Origin of the sequence: Sinomonas sp. ASV322 (assembly GCF_030908245.1) — a bacterium.
Taxonomy (GTDB): Bacteria; Actinomycetota; Actinomycetes; order Actinomycetales; family Micrococcaceae; genus Sinomonas.
Genome location: NZ_JAVFJJ010000002.1, coordinates 343,491 through 362,838, shown reverse-complemented (window position 1 = coordinate 362,838; position 19,348 = coordinate 343,491). Strand labels below are relative to the sequence as shown.

At 68.3% G+C, this 19,348-nt stretch carries 16 protein-coding genes and 1 tRNA gene; 7 read left to right on the top strand and 10 right to left on the bottom strand.

Annotated features, from left to right (window positions below):
- Positions 1–43: 43 nt before the first annotated feature.
- The 3 genes from RBS12_RS04315 to RBS12_RS04305 all read left to right on the top strand — a co-directional run bounded on the left by RBS12_RS04315 (position 44) and on the right by RBS12_RS04305 (position 1,448).
- Positions 44–487 (top strand): DUF4383 domain-containing protein, encoded by a 444-nt coding sequence (locus RBS12_RS04315; protein WP_307964832.1) that lies wholly within the window; start codon positions 44–46, stop codon positions 485–487.
- 140 nt (positions 488–627) lie between these two features.
- Positions 628–975 (top strand): metalloregulator ArsR/SmtB family transcription factor, encoded by a 348-nt coding sequence (locus RBS12_RS04310; protein WP_307964831.1) that lies wholly within the window; start codon positions 628–630, stop codon positions 973–975.
- A complete protein-coding gene (locus RBS12_RS04305) occupies positions 972–1,448 on the top strand; it encodes an SRPBCC family protein (RefSeq protein WP_307964830.1) in 477 nt (158 codons plus the stop codon). Before RBS12_RS04310 ends, RBS12_RS04305 begins: the two co-directional genes overlap by 4 nt.
- An 84-nt stretch (positions 1,449–1,532) precedes the next feature.
- On the opposite strand, the gene RBS12_RS04300 is transcribed toward RBS12_RS04305, so the two are convergent.
- Together RBS12_RS04300 and RBS12_RS04295 are read right to left on the bottom strand one after the other, a co-directional pair.
- Positions 1,533–2,210: a hypothetical protein gene (locus tag RBS12_RS04300; protein ID WP_307964829.1), complete on the bottom strand. Its 678-nt coding sequence runs from the start codon at positions 2,208–2,210 to the stop codon at positions 1,533–1,535.
- A 1-nt stretch (position 2,211) separates the two neighbouring features.
- On the bottom strand, positions 2,212–2,511 hold the full coding sequence (locus RBS12_RS04295) for a cell division protein CrgA (protein ID WP_307964828.1): 300 nt from the start codon (positions 2,509–2,511) through the stop codon (positions 2,212–2,214).
- 156 nt (positions 2,512–2,667) lie between these two features.
- On the opposite strand from RBS12_RS04295, the gene RBS12_RS04290 reads away from it, so the two are divergent.
- Positions 2,668–3,318 (top strand): aminodeoxychorismate/anthranilate synthase component II, encoded by a 651-nt coding sequence (locus tag RBS12_RS04290; protein ID WP_307964827.1) that lies wholly within the window; start codon positions 2,668–2,670, stop codon positions 3,316–3,318.
- A gap of 168 nt (positions 3,319–3,486) precedes the next feature.
- On the opposite strand, the gene pknB is transcribed toward RBS12_RS04290, so the two are convergent.
- The 7 genes from pknB to RBS12_RS04255 form a co-directional block, all read right to left on the bottom strand.
- A complete protein-coding gene (gene pknB / locus RBS12_RS04285) occupies positions 3,487–5,385 on the bottom strand; it encodes a Stk1 family PASTA domain-containing Ser/Thr kinase (RefSeq protein WP_307964826.1) in 1,899 nt (632 codons plus the stop codon).
- Between the two features lie 90 nt (positions 5,386–5,475).
- Positions 5,476–7,074: a serine/threonine-protein kinase gene (locus RBS12_RS04280; RefSeq protein ID WP_307964825.1), complete on the bottom strand. Its 1,599-nt coding sequence runs from the start codon at positions 7,072–7,074 to the stop codon at positions 5,476–5,478.
- Positions 7,071–8,531 (bottom strand): penicillin-binding transpeptidase domain-containing protein, encoded by a 1,461-nt coding sequence (locus tag RBS12_RS04275; RefSeq protein ID WP_307964824.1) that lies wholly within the window; start codon positions 8,529–8,531, stop codon positions 7,071–7,073. Before RBS12_RS04275 ends, RBS12_RS04280 begins: the two co-directional genes overlap by 4 nt.
- Positions 8,528–9,952 (bottom strand): FtsW/RodA/SpoVE family cell cycle protein, encoded by a 1,425-nt coding sequence (locus RBS12_RS04270; RefSeq protein ID WP_307964823.1) that lies wholly within the window; start codon positions 9,950–9,952, stop codon positions 8,528–8,530. Before RBS12_RS04270 ends, RBS12_RS04275 begins: the two co-directional genes overlap by 4 nt.
- Positions 9,949–11,760, bottom strand: a complete 1,812-nt coding sequence (locus RBS12_RS04265; protein ID WP_307964822.1) for a protein phosphatase 2C domain-containing protein — start codon at positions 11,758–11,760, stop codon at positions 9,949–9,951. Before RBS12_RS04265 ends, RBS12_RS04270 begins: the two co-directional genes overlap by 4 nt.
- A 2-nt stretch (positions 11,761–11,762) precedes the next feature.
- A complete protein-coding gene (locus tag RBS12_RS04260; protein WP_307964821.1) occupies positions 11,763–12,236 on the bottom strand; it encodes an FHA domain-containing protein in 474 nt (157 codons plus the stop codon).
- On the bottom strand, positions 12,233–13,000 hold the full coding sequence (locus tag RBS12_RS04255; RefSeq protein WP_307964820.1) for a DUF3662 and FHA domain-containing protein: 768 nt from the start codon (positions 12,998–13,000) through the stop codon (positions 12,233–12,235). The genes RBS12_RS04260 and RBS12_RS04255 overlap by 4 nt, the downstream gene beginning before the upstream one ends.
- 265 nt (positions 13,001–13,265) lie before the next feature.
- On the opposite strand from RBS12_RS04255, the gene RBS12_RS04250 reads away from it, so the two are divergent.
- From RBS12_RS04250 to RBS12_RS04240, 3 genes are all read left to right on the top strand, one after another.
- A tRNA-Leu gene (locus RBS12_RS04250) sits at positions 13,266–13,348 on the top strand.
- A gap of 391 nt (positions 13,349–13,739) precedes the next feature.
- Complete coding sequence (locus RBS12_RS04245; RefSeq protein WP_307964819.1) at positions 13,740–15,542, top strand: cellulase family glycosylhydrolase; 1,803 nt, start codon at positions 13,740–13,742, stop codon at positions 15,540–15,542.
- A gap of 91 nt (positions 15,543–15,633) precedes the next feature.
- Entirely contained in the window at positions 15,634–17,766 is a 2,133-nt protein-coding gene (locus RBS12_RS04240; protein ID WP_307964818.1) for a hypothetical protein, read from the top strand.
- 24 nt (positions 17,767–17,790) lie between these two features.
- Here the strand turns inward: RBS12_RS04240 and RBS12_RS04235 are convergent, their stop codons facing one another.
- Entirely contained in the window at positions 17,791–19,338 is a 1,548-nt protein-coding gene (locus RBS12_RS04235; RefSeq protein ID WP_307964817.1) for a lipase maturation factor family protein, read from the bottom strand.
- Positions 19,339–19,348 lie beyond the last annotated feature (10 nt).

Sequence of the window (19,348 nt, the reverse complement as noted above, 5' to 3'; positions counted from 1 at the left end):
GGACACCAGCGGATCTCCGCCGGAAGACAACTTAGGAGTAGTCATGTCCACTTCGGCCGTCACGCACCGCAGCCCCCTCCAGCTAACTGCCTACATCGTGGGGGCCGTGTTCCTCCTCGTCGGGATCCTCGGCTTCATTCCGGCCCTCACGACCATGGGCCAGATTGGCTTTGCGGGGTACGGCTCCCACACGCTTCTTCTGGGCTTGTTCCAAGTGTCTGTGCTGCACAACATTGTCCACGGGCTGTTCGGCATCGCCGGGCTGGTCCTCGCGCGCACAGCGGGCGCAGCCAAGGGCTACCTCGTGTGGGGCGGTGCGATCTACCTCGTGCTCTTCGTCTATGGGCTCATCTTCACCGGAGATGTCGCAGCGAACTTCGTCCCGATCAACGCGGCCGACAACGTGCTGCACCTCGTCCTCGGGGTCGGGATGATCGCGCTGGGCCTCACGCTCGGCCGTCGCGCCGTCATGGTGCCCCGCCACTGATCGCATGAGGCCAACCGCGGGATTCCGCGGGCGTGGTTGATTGGGGAGACGGCGTTCCGTCCTGTACGCGTACAGGACGGAACGCCCTTTGTTGTGCCCGGATCTTGACGGCAACAACCGTAAGTCGTAACTTACTGTTCGTGGCCACTTACGAAAGGCCGGACGATGTGTGGGACGCCATGGGCGACCACACTCGGCGCGCCATCCTCGAGCTCCTCGCCGTGCGTCCCTGCCCGGTGGGCGAACTCGCCGAGCAGCTTCCGGTCAGCCGCCCAGCAGTCTCCCAGCACCTGAAGGTGCTCAAGGAGACCGGCCTCGTGAGCGACGAGACAGTGGGGACCCGGAGGGTCTACCGGCTCAATCCGGCTGGCGTGCAAGCGCTGCGAGACCAGCTCGACATGTTCTGGAACCGGGCCTTGGCCAATTACGAGACGGCAGTCCGCGACGACGCCGAGGCTCGCAATAACTCTGAGATGGAGGAGAAATGACCTTGGCAGCAGAGACAGCCGTCCGCAAGGTGATCACCGTGGACGCCCCGGTGGAACGAGCCTTCGCGGTATTCACCGAACGCTTTGACGAGATCAAGCCGCGCGATCACAATTTGCTGACCGTGCCGATCGCCGAGACCGTGTTCGAGCGTCGCGCTGGGGGGCACATCTACGACCGAGGCGAGGACGGCAGCGAGTGCCGCTGGGCGCGCGTCCTCGCCTTCGAGCCTCCCACGCGAGTGGTGTTCAGCTGGGACATCGGGCCCACCTGGCAGCTCGAGGCGGACACCGCGAACGCGAGCGAGGTCGAGGTGCGCTTCGTCGCCGAAGGTCCGGGCCGCACGAGGGTCGAGCTCGAGCATCGGCACATCGACCGGCACGGTCCCGGCTGGGAGAGCGTCTACGCGGGCGTCGAGAACGACGGCGGCTGGCCGCTCTACCTGGCCCGCTATGCAGCGCTCGTCAACGAGTAGGCGCGGCCGCACCGTAGACGGCGGATCGGCGTTCCGTCGCGTACGCGTTTGAGGGCGCGATGGGGCTGCTCGCCGTACGGCTGCTCAGGCGTGCTCGGCCTCGTAGCGCACCTTGATCGCGCCGCGCTTGACCTTGACCTCGAGGATGCGCACGTTCGCAAGGTCTGCGAGCGACCGGACGTGCGTCCCGCCGCACGGCTCGGAGTTGACGCCGTCGATCGTGACCGTGCGGTGCCCGGCGTCGTCCATGGACGCGGTCACGACGCCGCCGCGCGCGAGCGCCGCGTCCATCGCTGCCTGGAGTTCGGCGAGGACGCCCTCGCGGAGCTCAGGAGTCGCGAGCTCGTCCTCGTGTCCCTCGGGGTCGAAGTCGAGCCGAGCTTGGCCAGGGAAGTGGCTGTGGCCCGAATGCTGCCAGCCGCGCGCCTCGCCGAGTGCGCCGAGCACGTGCCCGGCCGTGTGCAGGGCGGCGTGGAGGCGGCGCTTCGCGGGGTCCACCGAACAGACGACGGCGGCCCCCACCTCGAGCGCGGCCGGCGCACCCGCGAGGACAACGAGCCCGTCGTCGTCGCGCGCCGGGGTGACGGGAACGCCGTCGACCGTTCCCTCGTCGGACGGCTGGCCACCGCCCTTGGGGTGGAAGATGTTCGGCGTGACGGCGACCCACGCGGTGCCCTCGGCCGAGCCTGCGGCGACGACAGTGGCCGCAGCCTCGGTCAGGTAGGTCTCCGCGTAGTAGGCCTGCTCCTGCGACGGCGTCACGTCAGCCGCGCCACCGCAGCGTCATGAGGAAGCCAAGAATCGCGACGCCGAAGCCCACGAGGATGTTCCAGTTGCCCAGGATTGGAAGGGGGAACTGTCCCTGCGTCACGTAGAAGACGATGATCCACAGCAGTCCGACGGCCATGCAGCCGAACATGAGGTACTTGTACCACTGCGGGGTGGGGCCCGAAGGCTTCGGAGACCGCTTCTTGCGGGGCTTGGGGCTCTTCTTCGTCAGCGCCTTGTCCGCACTCTTCTGTGCGCGCGCCTTAGTCTCGGGCTTGTCCGGGGAATCGGGCACTGGTCCTCCTTGGGCCGCCTTCGGCTGCTCGCGGTCCCGCTTGGTATCCTGCAAGCACCGCCGACGCGCCGGGGTGCCGCTATCTGACTTGTTCTGGTAGCCAAGTCTAGCTGCCCGGTTCGCCGGCCCAGCCCACTCCACGATTGGCCGAACGCAATGAGCACCCGCATCCTCGTCATCGACAACTACGACTCGTTCGTCTACACGCTCGTCGGCTATCTCCAGCAGCTCGGCGCCGAGACGACGGTTGTGCGGAACGACGACGTCTCCCTCGCCGAGGCGATCGAGCTCGCCGAGGCGCGCGACGGCGTCCTCATCTCGCCCGGGCCCGGCAACCCTGCCGAGGCCGGCGTGTGCATCGAGCTCATCAAGTGGTGCGGCGAGAGCGCCAAGCCCATGCTCGGGGTCTGCCTCGGCCACCAGGCGCTCGCGGAGGCCTACGGGGGCAGGGTGACGCACGCTCCCGAACTCATGCATGGCAAGACCTCGCTTGTCGAGCACGAGGGCCAGGGCGTCTTCGCGGGGCTCAAGAGCCCCTTCACGGCCACCCGGTACCACTCGCTCGCGGCAGTCGCGGAGACGATCCCGGACGTCCTCGAGGTCACCGCCCACACGCATTCGGGTGTCATCATGGGGCTCCAGCACCGGTCGGCGCCGCTCAGCGGGGTTCAGTTCCACCCCGAGAGCGTCCTGACCGAGGGCGGCTACCAGATGCTCGGCAACTGGCTCGAATCGCTCGGGCTCGCGGGCGCCGCCGTGAAGGCGTCGACGCTGAGCCCGCTCATCCACGCGGCGGACGCGAGCTAGGCCTCAGCCCGCGCTCCAGACCGTTTCTTCGCGCTTCAGAGCCGCGTCGTCGCGTGACGCGCCGAGCAAGGGAGTGATTGGGAAGTTACAACCGGGTGGGAGCGCGAGTGCGCCTCCCACGAGGGTCATGAGCGGGAGGGTCACGCGGGGGTGGGCAGCGGCCCGCGGCTACGGGAAGGCCGGGAGCGTCGGGACGCCGTTGCCGCCCCCGGTCTCATTGCCCTTTTTGCCGCCCGATGTCGGCGACGGGCTCGGCGAGGGCGACGGCGGGGCGGTCGCGACCGAGAGCACGACTGTTCCGCCCTGATCGATCGCCCCGTCTGGAGCGACGCTCTGATCCACGACGGTCCCGGCAGGGGCAGAGCTCGTTGGGGTGTCCTTGGTCTGCACCTTGAGGCCAAGGTTCGTGAGAGCGGCCTTCGCGTCGTCAATGAGCCGCCCGCGCAGATCCGGAACGCTGACCTTGCCGGTCGAGATGGTGAGAGTGACCTGGGTTCCGATGGCGACCGTCTGGCCCGCGCCCGGGTCGACGCTGATGACGTGGCCGAGCGGAACGGTCGGGCTGTTGGCGGACTTCGACTGGTCCGCGGGCACGAGCCCGAGCGACCGCAGAGTGTCCCGTGCGCCCGACTCGGTGTTCCCGATGATGCTCTGCGGGATCACAGCCGTTGACGGCCCGCTCGAGATCTCGATTGTGATCCTCGAGTTCTTCGCGAGCTGCGTCCCGGCCGCCGGGAGCGTGTCGATCGCGTAGTCCTTCGCGACGTCGGTGCTCGGCTTCCGCGTGAACTCGGGCTGGAGACCCGCTTGGCTGAGCTTCGCGAACGCGTCGGTGTCCTTGAGGTTGGTCACCCCCGGCACGGTGACCATGACGACGGCAGGCGGTGCGGTGAGGTAGCTGTACAGCCAGTACCCGCCGCCACCCAGGACGAGGGCCGTGATGATGAGGAGCACCGCAATCCAGCCGCCGTGGCGGCGGCGTCGGGTTTCTCGCTCGTCCCGTTCCCCGAACGGGAGCAGGATTTCGGCGTCGGTGGGCGGCGCGGGCGGGATTTCGCCGGTGTCGCCGAGATGGGGGTCGACGGCGTCCGGCGGCGCCGCGGCGGCGTGCCGGCCGGTGCCCAGGGCCTCCGCTGTGCCAGCCTCCGCACCGGCGAGGGCCATCGCGGTGGCTGCGGCGTCGTCGTTCGCCTGCGCCGCCGCGGGGAGGACGCGGCCCGCGCCCGCCGCCCGCAGCGCGCGCCGGAAGGCGCCGGCGTCGGGGAAGCGCTTCGCGGGGTCCTTCTGCAGCGCCCTGTCGAGGACGCTCTGCACGGCCTCCGTGACCTCGGGATTGAAGTCGCGCGCCTTGGGGGCCTCGACCTGGACGTGCTGGTACGCGACCGAGACCGCCGAATCGCCGACGAACGGCGGGCGGCCCGTGAGGAGCTCGTAGAGGAGGCATCCGGTCGAATAGAGGTCGCTCCGCGCGTCGACGGTCTGGCCCTGCGCCTGCTCGGGCGAGAGGTACTGCGCGGTGCCGACGACGGCCTGGGTCTGGGTCATGGTCGCGCCCGAGTCCGCGATCGCGCGCGCGATCCCGAAGTCCATGACCTTCACGGTGCCGGTTTCGTCCGTGACCATGACGTTCGCGGGCTTGATGTCCCGGTGCACGATCCCAGCGCGGTGGCTGTACTCGAGTGCCGCGAGGACGCCCTGGACGTATTCGAGGGCCTTGTCCTGGGTGATCGCCCCGTCGTGCGAGAGCTCGCGGAGCGTCCGCCCGATCACGCGCTCCATGACCATGAACGGGGATTCGACCGACGCCGGGTTGAGTGGATCGGCGCGGCGCTCGCCCGTGTCGTACACCGCGACGATGTTCGGGTGGTTGAGCGCCGCGACGGCCTGGGCCTCGCGTTCGAAGCGCACCCGGAGCTGGCGGTCCCGCGACATGTCCGGTCGCAGCATCTTGACGGCGACCGTCCGGCCGAGGCGCGAATCGTGCGCCTCGAAGACGTCGGCCATCCCGCCGCGCCCGAGCAGGCTCCCCAGCACATACCGGCCCGAGAGGACGACGGGCTGCGGCATCGGCTCGTCCTCTCGTTCCAGTGACGTGTGCGTCGGGTGTGTCACATAACCTCTATTTCCCGGATGAAGGGCTGCTAGTCCAGTGTGGACCTATTTGCCTGTCGCGGACGGGGAACCCGAGGGTGTCGCGTGGCTCTGGGTGGGCGTCGGCGTTGGCGTGGGCGCCGAGACGACCGAGTAGGTTACCGTGACCGTCGTTCCCGGCTGCAGGCGGCCCGTCGGGCTCAGGGACGTGACCGCGCCCATGATCCCCTGGCTCTGCTCCACCGGGTTGAGGTCAACGCGAAGGCCGAGCGCTTCGAGCTCGCTCTGGACCTCCGTGTAGTTGCGGCCCACGTAGCTCGCCGCCACGACCGTCACCGTCGCTGGTGTCGTTTTCGTCGGGGTCGGCGTTGGCGTAGGGGAGGCGCTCGTCACCGCCGTCGTGGGGCTCTGGGCCGGCGTCGTCGAAGGTGCCGGCTGCGGCGAGGAGAACAGGCCCGAATTCGTGAGCCAGATGCCCAGCAGCACGAACAGCAGGAGCGCGACGAGGGCCACGAGCGGCCACGTGAGCGGGCTCCGCTTCTTCCGCGGAGGACGCGCGGGCGGCTGCTCCTCTTCCTCGTCGATCGGCGCGTACCACTGAGACGACTCGTGGCTGCCTTCGACGGCCGAGGCGCCCTCGTCGTGCCCGCCCAGGACGGGGAGCGCCGCCGTTGCGGGGGCGCCGGCATGTGCGGCCTGCGCCGCGGCGGCCGAGGCGCCGATTCCCGCGCCGATTCCGCCGACGACGGCGGTCGGCGCCGTGCGCGCATCCTGCGGCTGGGTGATGGCCTCCGTCGAGTCGTCGTGGAGCAGCATGCCCGGAACTGCCGCCTGGGCGGCCCTGACGTCCCCGCGTCGGATCGCCTCTGCCGCCTCGGCGAGCTTGATGGCGTTCGCCGGGCGGTTCCGCGGGTCCTTCGAGAGCATCGACATGAGAAGGGCCCGCACCGGTGCCGGGACCTGCTCAGGCAGGGGCGGGGGCGCGTCGTTGACCTGAGCGAGGGCGATCGCGATCTGGCTCTCGCCCGAGAACGGACGATGCCCCGTGAGGCACTCGTAGCCGATGACGCCGAGCGAGTAGATGTCGCTCGAGCCCGTGGCCTGCTGCCCCGTGGCCTGCTCGGGCGCGAGATATTGCGCCGTGCCCATGACCTGGCCCGTCTGGGTGAGCGGAACCTGATCGGCGAGGCGCGCGATGCCGAAGTCCGTCACCTTGACCCGGTTGTCCGGGGTGATGAGCAGGTTGCCCGGCTTGATGTCGCGGTGCACGAGCCCGCGCGCGTGCGCGACGGCGAGGGCGCGCGCCGTCTGGGCCATGATGTTGAGCGTGCGGTCCGGGGAGAGCACCTTCTCGCGCTCGAGGATCGAGCTGAGCGGCTCCCCGGGCACGAGCTCCATCACGAGGTACGCCGAGCCGCTGTCCTCGCCGTAGTCGAAGACGTTCGCGATTCCGCTGTGGTTGAGCAGCGCTGTGTGCTGGGCCTCGTTGCGGAAGCGCTGGAGGAACCCCGGATCGCCCGCGTACTCCTCCTTGAGGATCTTGATCGCGACGTTCCGTCCCAGGACCTCGTCGCGAGCGTTCCACACCTCGCCCATGCCGCCAATGGCGATCCGGCTCTCCAGGTGGTACCTGCTGCCCAAGGTGATGCCCGACGTCGGTCTCACTTCTTCAACACCGCCTCAAAGATCTTGCTCGCGCTTGGACTGGTCAATTTGGCGCCCGTCAGAACATCGACGCCCTCGATCACGATGGTCACCTGCACTTGCGGATTGTCCGCCGGTGCAAAGCCCGTGAACCACGAGTTGTTGAGGCCGCTCGTTCCGAGTTCGGCCGTTCCGGTCTTGCCGGCCACCTTCACCCCCGGCACGGCCGCGCCCTTGGCGATGCCGTCCGAGACCACGTCGGTCATCCATTCCGTGATCTGCCGGGCGATGTCCGGGGTCGTGGACGTCCGCAGCACCTCGGGCTTGGGCTGATCGACGACGCGGAGGTCCGGAGCCGTGATCGACTTGATGAGCGAGGGCTTCATCTGGACGCCGCCGTTCGCGATCGCGTCGGTCATGAGGGCGATCTGGAGCGGCGAAGCCTTCGTGTTGTACTGGCCCACCGCCGACTGGGCGAGCTGGGCCTGGTCGAGGCCCTTGGGCCACTGGCCGCCCTGGTAGTCGAGGTGCAGGAGATTTCCCGCGTCCTGGCCGAAGCCGAACGCCTCGGCCTGCTTGCCGATCGCGTCCTGGCCGAGGTCGAGCGCGATGGACGCGAACGGTGTGTTGCACGACTGTTCGAGAGCGAAGGCGAAGCTCGCCTGGTCTTGCGTGTAGCAGTTGCCGCCCGCGTAGTTCGGGAGTGTCGCGGTGCTCCCGGGCAGCGGCATCTTCGCGGGGTTCGGTAGGACGCTGTCCTTGGTGTACTTCCCCGAGGCGAGGGCCGCGGCCGTGTCGACGAGCTTGAACACCGAGCCGGGCGCCAGGAGGGCGCCGGTCGGGCCGCTCACGCTCTGGTTGAGGTTGATCCCCGGGGTGCCCTGGATCTTCGTGATGGCTGCCTGGGCGGCGGCCAGATCGTGGGTCGCGATTGTATTCGGGTCGTAGCTCGGCTTGGACACCATCGCAATGATCGCGCCGGTCTTCGGATTCGTGACCACGATCGAGCCGCGCTTGTCATCCGGGATGAGGCTGTAGGCGAGCTGCTGGATGGCGGGATCGATCGTGAGCTCGACCGATGCACCCTGCAGCTGCTGGCCGAGGAGGAGCTGCTTCATGCGGTCGAACAGGAGCTGATCCGACTGGCCCGTGAGGGCGCCGTTCATGCTCTTCTCGAGGCCCGTCGAGCCGTAGTCCTTCGAGTAGTACCCCGTGAGGCCAGCGTAGAGCTCGGGCTGGAGGTATTTGCGCTGGAACTTGCAGCTTTCGGTGCCCGTCGGCGCGGACTGGACGACCGGCTGGCCGCCTACGATGATCGCCCCGCGGTCCTGGCAGAACGTCGCCAGGATGGCGCGGTTGTTCCACTGGTTCGACGCGAGGTCGTCGGCTCCCACGACTTGGACGTAGCTGATCGAGCCGAGGATGAGCCCGAACATGACGGCGAGGGCGACCCAGGCGTTTCTGATGGCCTGGTTCATTGCTTCTCCACCGCCTGAGTCGCAGTGGTCGCCGGGTTGGCGGCGCGGTGGGCGCCCGGTGCATGGGCGACGGGCGCCTGGAGCGGGGTCATGTCGATCGGGCGACGTGCGGCGTTCGAGATGACGAGCACGAGAGCGGCGATGATCCAGTTGGCGAGGAGCGACGAGCCGCCCGCGGCGAGGAACGGCGTCGTGAGGCCCGTAAGCGGGATGAGGCGCGTGACGCCGCCGATCACGACGAAGCACTGGAGGCCGATACCGGCCGAGAGCCCGCATGCGAGGAGCTTCCCGAATGCGTCGCGCGCGCCGATCGCCGCGCGCAGCCCGCGCGAGACGAGGAGCGCGTAGAGCATGACGATCGCGAAGAGCCCCACGAGGCCGAGTTCCTCGCCGAACGAGGCGATGATCATGTCGGAGTGGGCGAAGGGAACGAGGTCTGGACGGCCCTGGCCGAGGCCCGTGCCGATGAGGCCGCCGTTGGCCATGCCGAACAGCCCCTGGACGATCTGGTAGCTGCCGCCGAACTGGCGGCCGAAGACCTCGGGGTCGAACGCGTTGATCCAGCCGTCGATGCGGAGGCGGATATGCGGGAAGATGAGGCCCGCCGCGAGCGAGCCGCCGAACATGAGCAGCACGCCGATGATCGCCCAGCTGGCCCGGCTCGTGGCCACGTAGATCATCGAGATGAAGATCCCGAAGAAGAGGATCGACATGCCGAGGTCGTGCTGGAAGATGAGGATCCCGATGCTCGCGAGCCACGCGACGATCATGGGGCCCAGGTCGCGGAAGCGCGGGAGCTGGAGCTTTCCGATGCGGCGGCCCGCGAGCAGGATGAGGTCGCGGTTGGTCGAGAGATAGCCCGCGAAGAAGATGCCGATGGTGATCTTCGCGATCTCGCCCGGCTGGAATGTCGCCGATCCGAAGCGGATCCAGACTTGGGCGCCGTTGATGTCGCCCGCCGTGACGCCGGGTACGAGCGGCAGCACGAGCAGCACCGCGCTCAGGATGAGGGAAATGTACGTGAACCGGCGGAGCGTGCGGTGGTCTTTGAGGAAGAGGATGACGACGACGGCCAGCGCCATCCCGACGACCGTCCAGCGCGCCTGGGCGTTGCCGTAGTCGGTGATCGGGGCGTGGGTCGGATCGAGCCGGTGGATCATCGCGAGGCCGAGCCCGTTGAGCGTGACGACGATCGGAAGTATCACCGGATCGGCATATTTCGCGCGGACGCGCAACACTATATGCACCGCGAGGGATGCAACGGACAGGATAGCCGTCTGCATCCAGAAGTCGCTCCCGAGCGGAGTGCCCTCGTTGATCGAGGTCATCGCGTTCGCCCCGTTGCCCACGATGAGCGCAAGGATCAGCAGGACGAGCTCGATATTGCGCCGCGGGCGCGACGCGACGTCGACGGCGCTCACTGGTGGCCTCCCAAGCACGGATTGGCGGTGGACGACGGCGACGCCGACGGCGTCGACGACGGTGCAGACGGCGAGGCTGCCCCAGGCGAGGCAGACGACGACGGCGGGGCGGACGATGGCGCTGCCGCGGCACCGGGCTGCGAGCTGGCGCCTGGCGTAGCGTTCGGTGTTCCACTCGGTGTTGCGCTTGGCGGGGTGTTCCCGGGCGACGTGAGACAGCTCTGCGGATTGGTCCGGAGCTGCGCGACGAGATCCTCGGCCTCCGTGAGGCTGTTCGCGGACACACCCGCGCGCAGCTTCTGCTGCTGGAAGTCGGGCAGGGAGCTCATCGGGATGTCCGTCTTGCGGTACACCGTCGAGAGCGAGATCGGGCCAAGGCTCTGCGATACCCCGTTGAAGATCGCAACGCGGTCGTCGTACGCGCCGACGTAGTAGCGGGTCTGGGTCCACGCGTAGCCGAGCCACAGGCCCAGCACGATGCCCACCGCGACGACTGCGGTCAGGATGATCCCGAACCAGCGCCTCCCGATCCGCGGCTGCTCTGGTTCGGTCTCCGACTCCTCGACCTCGGCGTCGGCATCCGCCGCGCGGTGCGTCAGGAGCGCCGCGGCACGCCGCGCGGCCGTGCGGCTCGCGACCGACGGGAGTGACCCCGTCTCGGCCGCGGCGGCCGCGGCGCCGACGAGCTCGTGCGGGCGGCTGTCGAGTTCGCGGCGCAGTACTTCGGCCGAGAGATGGGCACCCAGGTTCGGATCAGTCGGAGGCTCGTGCCTGAGGGCAGGCTCAGTTCCAGCGCGTCCCGCTTCCGCGCCCGTGTCGCTCTCCCCGGGAGCCCCCGAGGGGACGACGGCGTTCGGCGACGCTGCCGCGAACCGGCCGGCGCCGTCGTCGGACGTCGATCCGTGCGCTCCGGCCCTCGTGCCTTCGCCCTCGACGTGCGCGGCCGTGCGCGGCTGGGGGCTCTCGGCGCGCGCTGCCGAGGTCACGGGCGTCCGTGCCGCGGCGGACGCCGTGACGGGGGCCGCGGCGGCGGGGGACGCGACGGGCAGCGCGTCGCGGCCCGCCTCGGCGGCGACCGTGTCTGCGACGATGTCCGCGACGATCACGGTGACGTTGTCCGGCGCGCCCGCGGCCAGCGTGAGGCTGATGAGCCGGTCCGCGCATTCAGCCAGATCATCGACGTCTCGCACGGTCCGCTCGACGATCTCGTGCGGAACGTAGTTGAGCCCGTCGGAGCACAGGAGCCAGCGCTCGCCCTCCTCGACGTCGAAGGACGTGAGGTCGAGCTCGGGGCTTGCATCGACGTCGCCCAGGACGCGCATGAGCACGTTCTTGTGCGGGTGCGTCTCCGCTTCCTCGGGGCGCAGGCGGCCCTCGTTGATGAGCCGCTGCACGAACGTGTGGTCGACGCTCATCTGCTCGAATGACGTGCCGCGAAGGCGGTAGGCCCGCGAATCACCGATGTGCGCGAATGCGAGCTTCGAACCGTTGAGGAGGATCGCCGTGACGGTCGTGCCCATGCCCGCGAGCTTCGGGTTCGAGGCCACGAGCTCGGAGAGGAGCGAGTTCGCCGTCTGGATCTCGTCCGCGAGGACCGTCCCGGCGTCGCCTGCGTAGCCGCCGCGGTCAAGATGGACGAGGTCGAGGACCGTCGACGCGCTCGCGACGTCGCCGCCCGCGTGGCCGCCCATGCCGTCCGCGACCACGGCGAGATGACGGCCCGCGTAGGCGGAGTCGTCATTCTTCGAGCGCAGCCGGCCCACGTCGGAGCGGGCTGCGTACCGCAGGATCAGCTGGGTGTCCGGCAAGATCAGGGCCTCAGCTCGATCACGGTCTTGCCGATGCGGATGGGGACGTTGAGCTCAACCGGCTGTGCCCGCGTGAGCTGCCGGTCGGCGAGATAGGTGCCGTTGGTCGACCCGAGATCCTCGATGAACCAGCGGCTTCCCTGGGGGAACAGGCGCGCGTGGCGGCCTGAGGCGTAGTCGTCCTCGAGGACGAGGGTCGCCTCCTGAGCGCGGCCCAGGAGGATGGGGCTTTCGCCGAGCGGCATGTCGGTTCCGGCGAGGGGGCCTTCGACGACGACGAGGTGCTGCGCCTGCTGACGGGCCGGCGCCTCGGCAAGCTCGGGGTTCTTGCGCACCTGCCGGGCCGTGGGGGCGCCCGTCTTGTTGCGGCGGCCCACGGCGAGATCGCGCCGCATCGCCCCCACGATGCTGAAGACGAGCACCCACATGAGCACGAGGAAGCCGAGGCGCAGGACGGTGACCGTCAGTTCGTTCACGCGTTTCCTCCCAGCGGCGCCGGCAGCATGCGGAACACGATCCGCGTGCGGCCCATGGTGATCGCCGAGCCGTCGAGGAGCTCCACTGAGCCGTTCACGCGTTCGCCGTTGACGTAGCTGCCGTTGGTCGATCCGAGGTCCACAGCATACGTGCGCCCTTGGGCCTGGCGGATCTCGAGGTGCTTGCGGGAGACGCCCGTGTCGTCCACAACAATGTCCGCCTCCGAGGATCGGCCGAGCACGATCGAATCGGCGTTGAGCGAATAGCGCTGGCCGTCGATCTCGAGGACCGGGTGGAGCCGGAGGGCCTGCCGCGCTGCGGCCGGGACGCGAGGCGCCGCACTCGGCATGCGCGGCGGCGCGGGCGGGTTCGCCGCGCGGGACGGCGCCTGGCCGTGCTCGGATCGCGCGATGACTTCGAACGAGCCCGGCTTGAGGTCGCCGTCGTGCTTGAAGGAGAAGCGCACGGGTCCTTGGAGTGTGTAGCCCTGCGAGCGGGCGTGCTTGACGGCGACGTCGCACAGCTCTTCGGCGAGCGCTTGGCCCCACAGCTGCGCGCGGTCGAAGTCCTCGTCGCCGAGGCGAGCCTCGAAGACGTTCGGCGCGAGTGTGCGGCCTTGGGCGATCGCCATCGCCTTGCTGTCCATGACGCGGCGCAGGCGGCTTGCGATCTCCACAGGCTGGACCTGGTGGTTCGAGCCCCGCGAGAAGACGCCCTGCACGGCTTTTTCAATGCCGAGCTCGAGGCGATCGAGCAGTCCCATGGCCGCCCTCCTCTCCCGGGTCGCCGTGCGGTCACATGTGCGCACCGCGCCCACGGCACAAGGCAGCGTGGGTGCCGCTGTTCCGTGACGTGGCGTGCCGCGCACGCTGTCGATGCTTCTCCGATAGTACTGGGCGGGCCTGAAAACTCCCGACTCGGGCCGCCAGAATGGTGCTTGCGATTTCGTATCCGTTGGGCCCTCGGCTATGCTTGTTCTCGCTGCCTTCACGGGTTGGGCCTTCGGCCTGCGGCCTGACGAAGGGTGAGCGCGAGTGGCGGAACGGCAGACGCGCTGGCTTCAGGTGCCAGTGTCCGAAAGGGCGTGCGGGTTCAAATCCCGCCTCGCGCACTGTGTATCGAGACACCCCCGGTCTTGGGATCGGGGGTGTTCTGTTTCCGGCGAGGGTCGCGCTCCGGCGAAGAGGACCTCGGGCTCGAAAGCCCCATCTACGTCCGATGAGAGCCGACTTCGACATGTGTCGAGAGTTGTGTCAACGGCATGTTGGAAAATGACATACCGATTTTCAGACGTTGTGGAACGCTCCGAATCCGCGTAATTCCGCCGGTTTCCTCGTGGAGCGCGACCACGGCGGGCCGAAGTTTCGGGTGTCCGCATTGGTAAGCTCGCCGCCTGTGAGAGTCATCACACAAACCCATCAGAAGCGAACACGTTCCACCTTGCAGAGGAGTCCGCGACCATGAGTTTCCACTTGACCCACACGTTGGACGGGCAGTAAACGGTGAAGGCCCGTCACGCTCTCGCCGCCGTCCTTTCGACGGCGGTGCTCGCTTTGGCCGCGCTGATCGCACCAGCAACACTCCACGCTGCTGTCGGCCAGTTCACCACGTCGGGATCGCAGATCATCGATCCGGACGGCCACGTGTTCATCCCGCGTGGCTCGAACTTCAACGGCCCTCATTTCGTGTGGGACTGGGACAACATCGTCGGCAAGTCCGGCTCCGTGCAGAACTGGGACATGAACTTTGTCCGGCTGGACGTCGCGCTTTCTCGCGGAACGGATGCGTACCCGCAGTACAACTATGGCTCGGACACCGAATACGACCAGATCATCTCTGAATACACGGCGAAGAAGATCGTCGTCATGATCTCCCAGTTCACGGTCGAGCCAGGTTCGTACCCGACGGCGTCCGAGATCACGGAATACTCGCAATTCTGGACGTCGATGGCGCAGAAGTACGCCGGGAACCCGTACGTCTGGTTCAACCTCCAGAACGAGCCCGGCGAGGACGGCTGGATGACCACGCCGTCCTCGACCTGGTACAACAACCACGTCACGTGGTCCAAGGCGATCCGTGCCACGGGTGCGCAGAACATGATCGTCTACGACGGCGCCCACTACGGGCAGGAGCGGGCTGGCGGCGGATACGACCAGTCGGCGTTCCTGACGTGGGGCCAGCAGCTCCAGCAGCAGTTCGGGAACGTCGCGTTCGACCTCCACGTGTACGACCGCTGGCAGACCGCAGCCCAGATCGAGGGATTCATCCAGGCCGTGCAGGCGAAGGGCCTGCCGATCTTCATCGGCGAAGTCGGCTGGCCGTACAACGACACGAATAGCGGCATCCGGGCGGGTGGCCTCGCAGCGTTCCAAGCGGCGAGCGACCTGCATATTGGCCTGTCGACGTGGCACGCGCAGTCCGGCAGCAGTTACGTGCTGGTTCAGGTCGGTGACTTCGACACCCTCAACTCGTTGACGAACCCGACGAACCTGTCCGAGGAGGGCCAGCGCGACTGGTCCTACCTGCACATGATGGCCGGGTTCGCTCCGCCGGCGCCTGCCCCGACCGCCACCCCGACGCCGACGCGGACTCCCACGCCCACGCCGACCCCCACCCCGACGCCCACCCCGACCCCCACCCCGACGCGGACGCCCACTCCCACGCCGACCCCCACCCCGACGCCTACGCAGAGCGCATCGCCGGTGCTGGCGGGCTCGTGGGAAGTCAACTCGCCGGGACAGGACACGTCCACGCTCGTGACGCCGTCGTTCACCGTGAACGCGGGTGACGTGCTCGTGCTCAAGGCGATCTCCGAGGACGCGCCGCGCACCTTCGACTCCCCGAGCGGGGGTGGCACGACGTGGTCGAAGCTCGCCGAGCAGACCGCGAACGGCTATACCTACGCCGCGCTGTGGGCGGGGACCGTCTCAACGGCCGGCACGTCCACCGTGAGCATCCCGTTCACGGCGACCGCAGGCTGGCACTCGATGGTCGTTGAGCGGTGGACGTCGGCCAAACTCGCCGCGGCGCCAAACGTGGTCAACGCGCAAGGCGTTGGAACGCCGTCGGCATCCCTCACGGCGGCCAGCGGCTCCGCAGTGTCGTGGCTCAACGGCGACTGGAATGGCGTCGGCGGAGCGCGCACCTACGGCGGCGGCGCCACGGAGGACGGCTACACGAGCTTGCCCGGCATCTACTCCGGCTACTACGCCACTCAGAAGGTGACCGCGACGGGAGCTCAAACTCTCTCGCAGTCCGCCCCGACCGGCCAGGCGTGGACGGTTCTGGGAGTCGAGATCCAGTAGCCAGGGGTGGTCCCCGCACCGGCTGAACCCGGCCATGCGGGGACCACGCCCAGGCCACGCCCACTTGACCCATACCTTGAAGGAGCAAACTGTGCTTGGACGTCACTGGCGCATCCTGTCCGCCTGCGCGGCTGGGCTCGCGGTGCCCGCTCTCATGGCCGCCGGCCTCACGTCAGGCCTGGCCTCGACGATGACCGCGGCGTCGTCGGCACCCCCTGTCCCCGTTGCCTCGTACCACCTGACCGGCAACGCGACGCCGTCTGAGACGACATCCGCGTTCAGCGCTGCCACGGGTGACATCCTCATCGTCAAGGCCGTCACCGAGGACGCCGCGAACCTGACTCTCTCGACGCCGACCGCCAACGGTGCGGCCGTGACGTGGACGCTGGCAGCATCCGACACGACGAACGGCTACTGCGGGACGTACCTGTGGACCGGCCTCGTCACCGCCGGCAGTGCCACGACAACTGTGACTGCCCACGAGGGCTCCGTGACGAACTACGCCAACTGGGATGCCCTCGTGGAGCACTGGGATGGAACGACGGCGAAGCTCGCTGCAGCGCCTGCGATCGCTCAGGCTGACGGCTCGGGTGTCCCGTCTGCGCAGATCACGACGGCTGCCGGTTCGGCGGTCTCGTGGCTCGTCTCGGACTGGAATGCGGTACAGAACAGCAGCGTCGCGTTCAACGGGACTCCAGTGATGGAGGCGAGCCAGTACATCCCCAACATTCATTCTGCCGAGTACGCATTCCAGGCTGCCTCTTCTGGCGCTCAGACCCTAGGCGAGGCCGCTCCCACCAGCAGGCAGTGGGCTGTCCTCGGAGTCGAGGTCCAGGCGAAGACGGGAGCTCCGTCCCCCACTGGGACGGCAACACCGACAGCAACTCCAACGGCAACTCGGACCGCGACGCCGACGCCCACGCCGACGGCGACTCCCACGCCAACCCCCACCCTGACGTCCACGCCGACGGCGACTCCCACGCCGACTCCGACTACCACGTCACCTTCTGGCGGGCTGCCCGCGGGCGTGTCCCTCAAGGCGATCGACGGGGGACAGGCGTACTACAGCAAATGGCCCGCGTCGAACTATCCCGGTGCCACGACCATGTTCCCCGTCACCCGCTGGGCCGCAGGGGGCAGTGGCGCGGCGGACGACAGCACGCTCATCAACACGTACCTCGAAGACGGATACATGCAGGCCGGTTGGCAGACTGGCTCCCCGTTCTACGGCATCGGCGGCAACACGACCGGCGCGGGCGGGAATCTCGTCACCGACGAGGTTGACCAGTGGGCTGGCGACGGATGGGGCGGGTGGACCGGCGTCATCGGCTTCGGGCACGACGGGCAGGTCTGCACATCGAAGCTCACCGACTGCGGCTACACGGCCATGAAGGCGATGTCCGGCGCTCTCCCGTCCACGAGGTTCAAGTACACGAACTTCGGCAAGTTTGCCGGGACTCAGGGCGACGCCGCCAACTGGAAGGCGTTCTCTCAGTTTACGGATGTCGCCTCCACGGACGTGTACTTCGTGCAGGAGACCGGCAACCTCTGCAACGGGTGGTGGGGCGTGACGGCAGTCATCACGGGCGACCCGTCCACGGGCGACCTCTCGTGCACTGACCCCCGGCTGCACCTCTCGCGCAACTATGGGCGGCTGATCTTCCACGAGCGGTCCATGGAGGGCGGCGGCAAGCCGATCTATTCATTCCACGAGCTCGTCGGCGCGGACGGGAACCAGGTCAACCCGGCGACGTTCACTGCCGGGATCTGGTCGGCCGTGATCGAGGGGGCGCGCGGGGTGGACTACTTCACGCACAACTTCATCCGGTCGGGCGGCTACGCGGACTCCTTCGAGGACCCGACGTTCGCCGGCGTGAAGTCGGCAGCCCAGTCGTTCTATTCGACCGCAGAATCTCTGGCCCCCGTGCTCAACGGACCGGACGCTGTCGGCTTCGTGACGTCGAGCCGCGACGAGAAGACGCCAGGAGGGATGCCCGCCGGAGTCGAGTACCTCGCCAAGTGGAACAATGGGCAGCCGTACGTCTTCGCCCACATGGCGGCCGACACAGTCAGCAACGCCCCCGTCACGTTCACTCTTGCGGGCGGGTCGGGAACAAGCGTGACCGTCGTCGGCGAGGGCAGAACGATTCCGGTGGTGAACGGCAAGTTCACCGACGTGTTCGCGAACACTGACACGGTGCACATCTACCGGGTCAACATGTGATCGCTGTTCTCCTGCTGCCCCGGCCTACGCGACATCCTTGAGCTGCACGGGCCGGATCAGCATTCGCATGGGCGTCACGACCCAGCGCTGCCGCGTTGCCCGGAACTCCTCGTGCGTCGAGAACTCGTACAGCGCGTTCCGCACGCGCACCCAGCGGGGGCGGGCGCCGTCGAACGGATCGGCCCGAAGCAGCCGCAGCGTCGCCGGGTCGGCCTCGAGGAGCTTGAAGAGGAACCCATAGAACCACTCCTCGTGCACGGTGCGCAGGGGCAGGAACCACATGAGCCAGTCGAGGCGGAGATGGTAGGGGGCCCATTGCCGCGGGACGCGGCCTGGCTCGCCGGGCTTGCCCTTGAAGCGGTACTCGAGCCACTCGGCGTCGTCCGTCGGCACGTCGTCGAGTGTGCCCTCGACGACGATCTCGACCCGACGCTTGGTCACGCTCCCGAACGCGCCGTACGTGTTGCCGAGCTGCCAGCGGTTGAAGCTCGCGTTCATGAGCTGGCGCGTCGAGAGCAGGTTTCTTGCCGGCCAATAGCCGAGCACGGCGAGAAAGATGCTCGCGGCGAGGGCGACGGCGGCCCAGGCCCATGCGAAGACGTCGCCGGGAGAGCCGGTCGCCTCGCCCAGTCCGCCCGTGAGGAGCCCGCCGGACCACACACCGTCGCGGGCTCCTTCTGATGCTGCCGCCGCGTCAGCCCATTGGGCCGACGAATAGCGGATCGGCATGAAGGGCAGGGCCGCGTGCACCACTCGATCGCTCACACCCGTGAACGCGAGCACGATCGCGGACCAGTTGAGCCACGCGAAGTTCCCCGACAGCACGAGCCACAGCTGCGTGAGGATGATGAGCCCCGCAGCGACGGTCGCGAGCGGCTGTGGCGCGAAGAGGAAGAACGGCACGACGAGCTGCGCGAAGTGGTTCCCCATGACCTCGGCACGGTGCAGGCGCTTCGGCAGGAGGTGGAACTGGCGGCTGAGCGGGCCGGGCATGGGCTGGGTCTCGTGGTGGTAGTAGAGCGCCGTGAAGTTGCGCCATTCGGAGCCGCCGCGGATCTTGATCATCCCTGCCCCGAACTCGAGGCGGAACACCAGCCAGGCCGTCACGATGAGCACGGCCGTGGGCGGTGGGCTCTGGTCCGAGCCGAGGAACGCGACCGTGAATCCCGCCTCGAGGAGGAGCATCTCCCAGCCGAAGCTGTAGAACGTCTGGCCCACGTTCACGATCGACATGTAGAGGCCCCACAGCGCGAGGAACGCGAGCAGCGGGACCCATGGCGGGCCGAGCTGAGGGACGCCGAGGACGAGCAGCCCTGAGATCGCGAGGCCAGCCCCGCACATCCAGCGAAAGCGGCGGTCCGTATAGCCCCAGCGGAACAGCGTGGGCCGGCGGAGGCGGTGGAACGCCTCGAGGAATTCGGGCACGGGCAGGAGGCCGCGCTCGCCGAGCAGGGCGGGGAACTGGTTGAGGCTCGAGAGGAACGCGATGAAGAAGAGGACGGCGACGCCCCGCTGGAGCACGATGCGAGCCAGTTGGTAGTCCGGCGCACTGAACCACAGCAGCCAGTCCATGGGTCCACGC

Excerpts from the sequence above, each read along its gene's own strand:
- RBS12_RS04305 (WP_307964830.1), top strand. The coding sequence starts at position 972 with ATGACCTTGGCAGCAGAGACAGCCGTCCGCAAGGTGATCACCGTGGAC.
- RBS12_RS04275 (WP_307964824.1), bottom strand. The coding sequence starts at position 8,531 with ATGAACCAGGCCATCAGAAACGCCTGGGTCGCCCTCGCCGTCATGTTC.
- RBS12_RS04290 (WP_307964827.1), top strand. The coding sequence starts at position 2,668 with ATGAGCACCCGCATCCTCGTCATCGACAACTACGACTCGTTCGTCTAC.
- pknB (WP_307964826.1), bottom strand. The coding sequence starts at position 5,385 with ATGCCGCAGCCCGTCGTCCTCTCGGGCCGGTATGTGCTGGGGAGCCTG.
- RBS12_RS04235 (WP_307964817.1), bottom strand. The coding sequence starts at position 19,338 with ATGGACTGGCTGCTGTGGTTCAGTGCGCCGGACTACCAACTGGCTCGC.
- RBS12_RS04255 (WP_307964820.1), bottom strand. The coding sequence starts at position 13,000 with ATGGGACTGCTCGATCGCCTCGAGCTCGGCATTGAAAAAGCCGTGCAG.
- RBS12_RS04315 (WP_307964832.1), top strand. The coding sequence starts at position 44 with ATGTCCACTTCGGCCGTCACGCACCGCAGCCCCCTCCAGCTAACTGCC.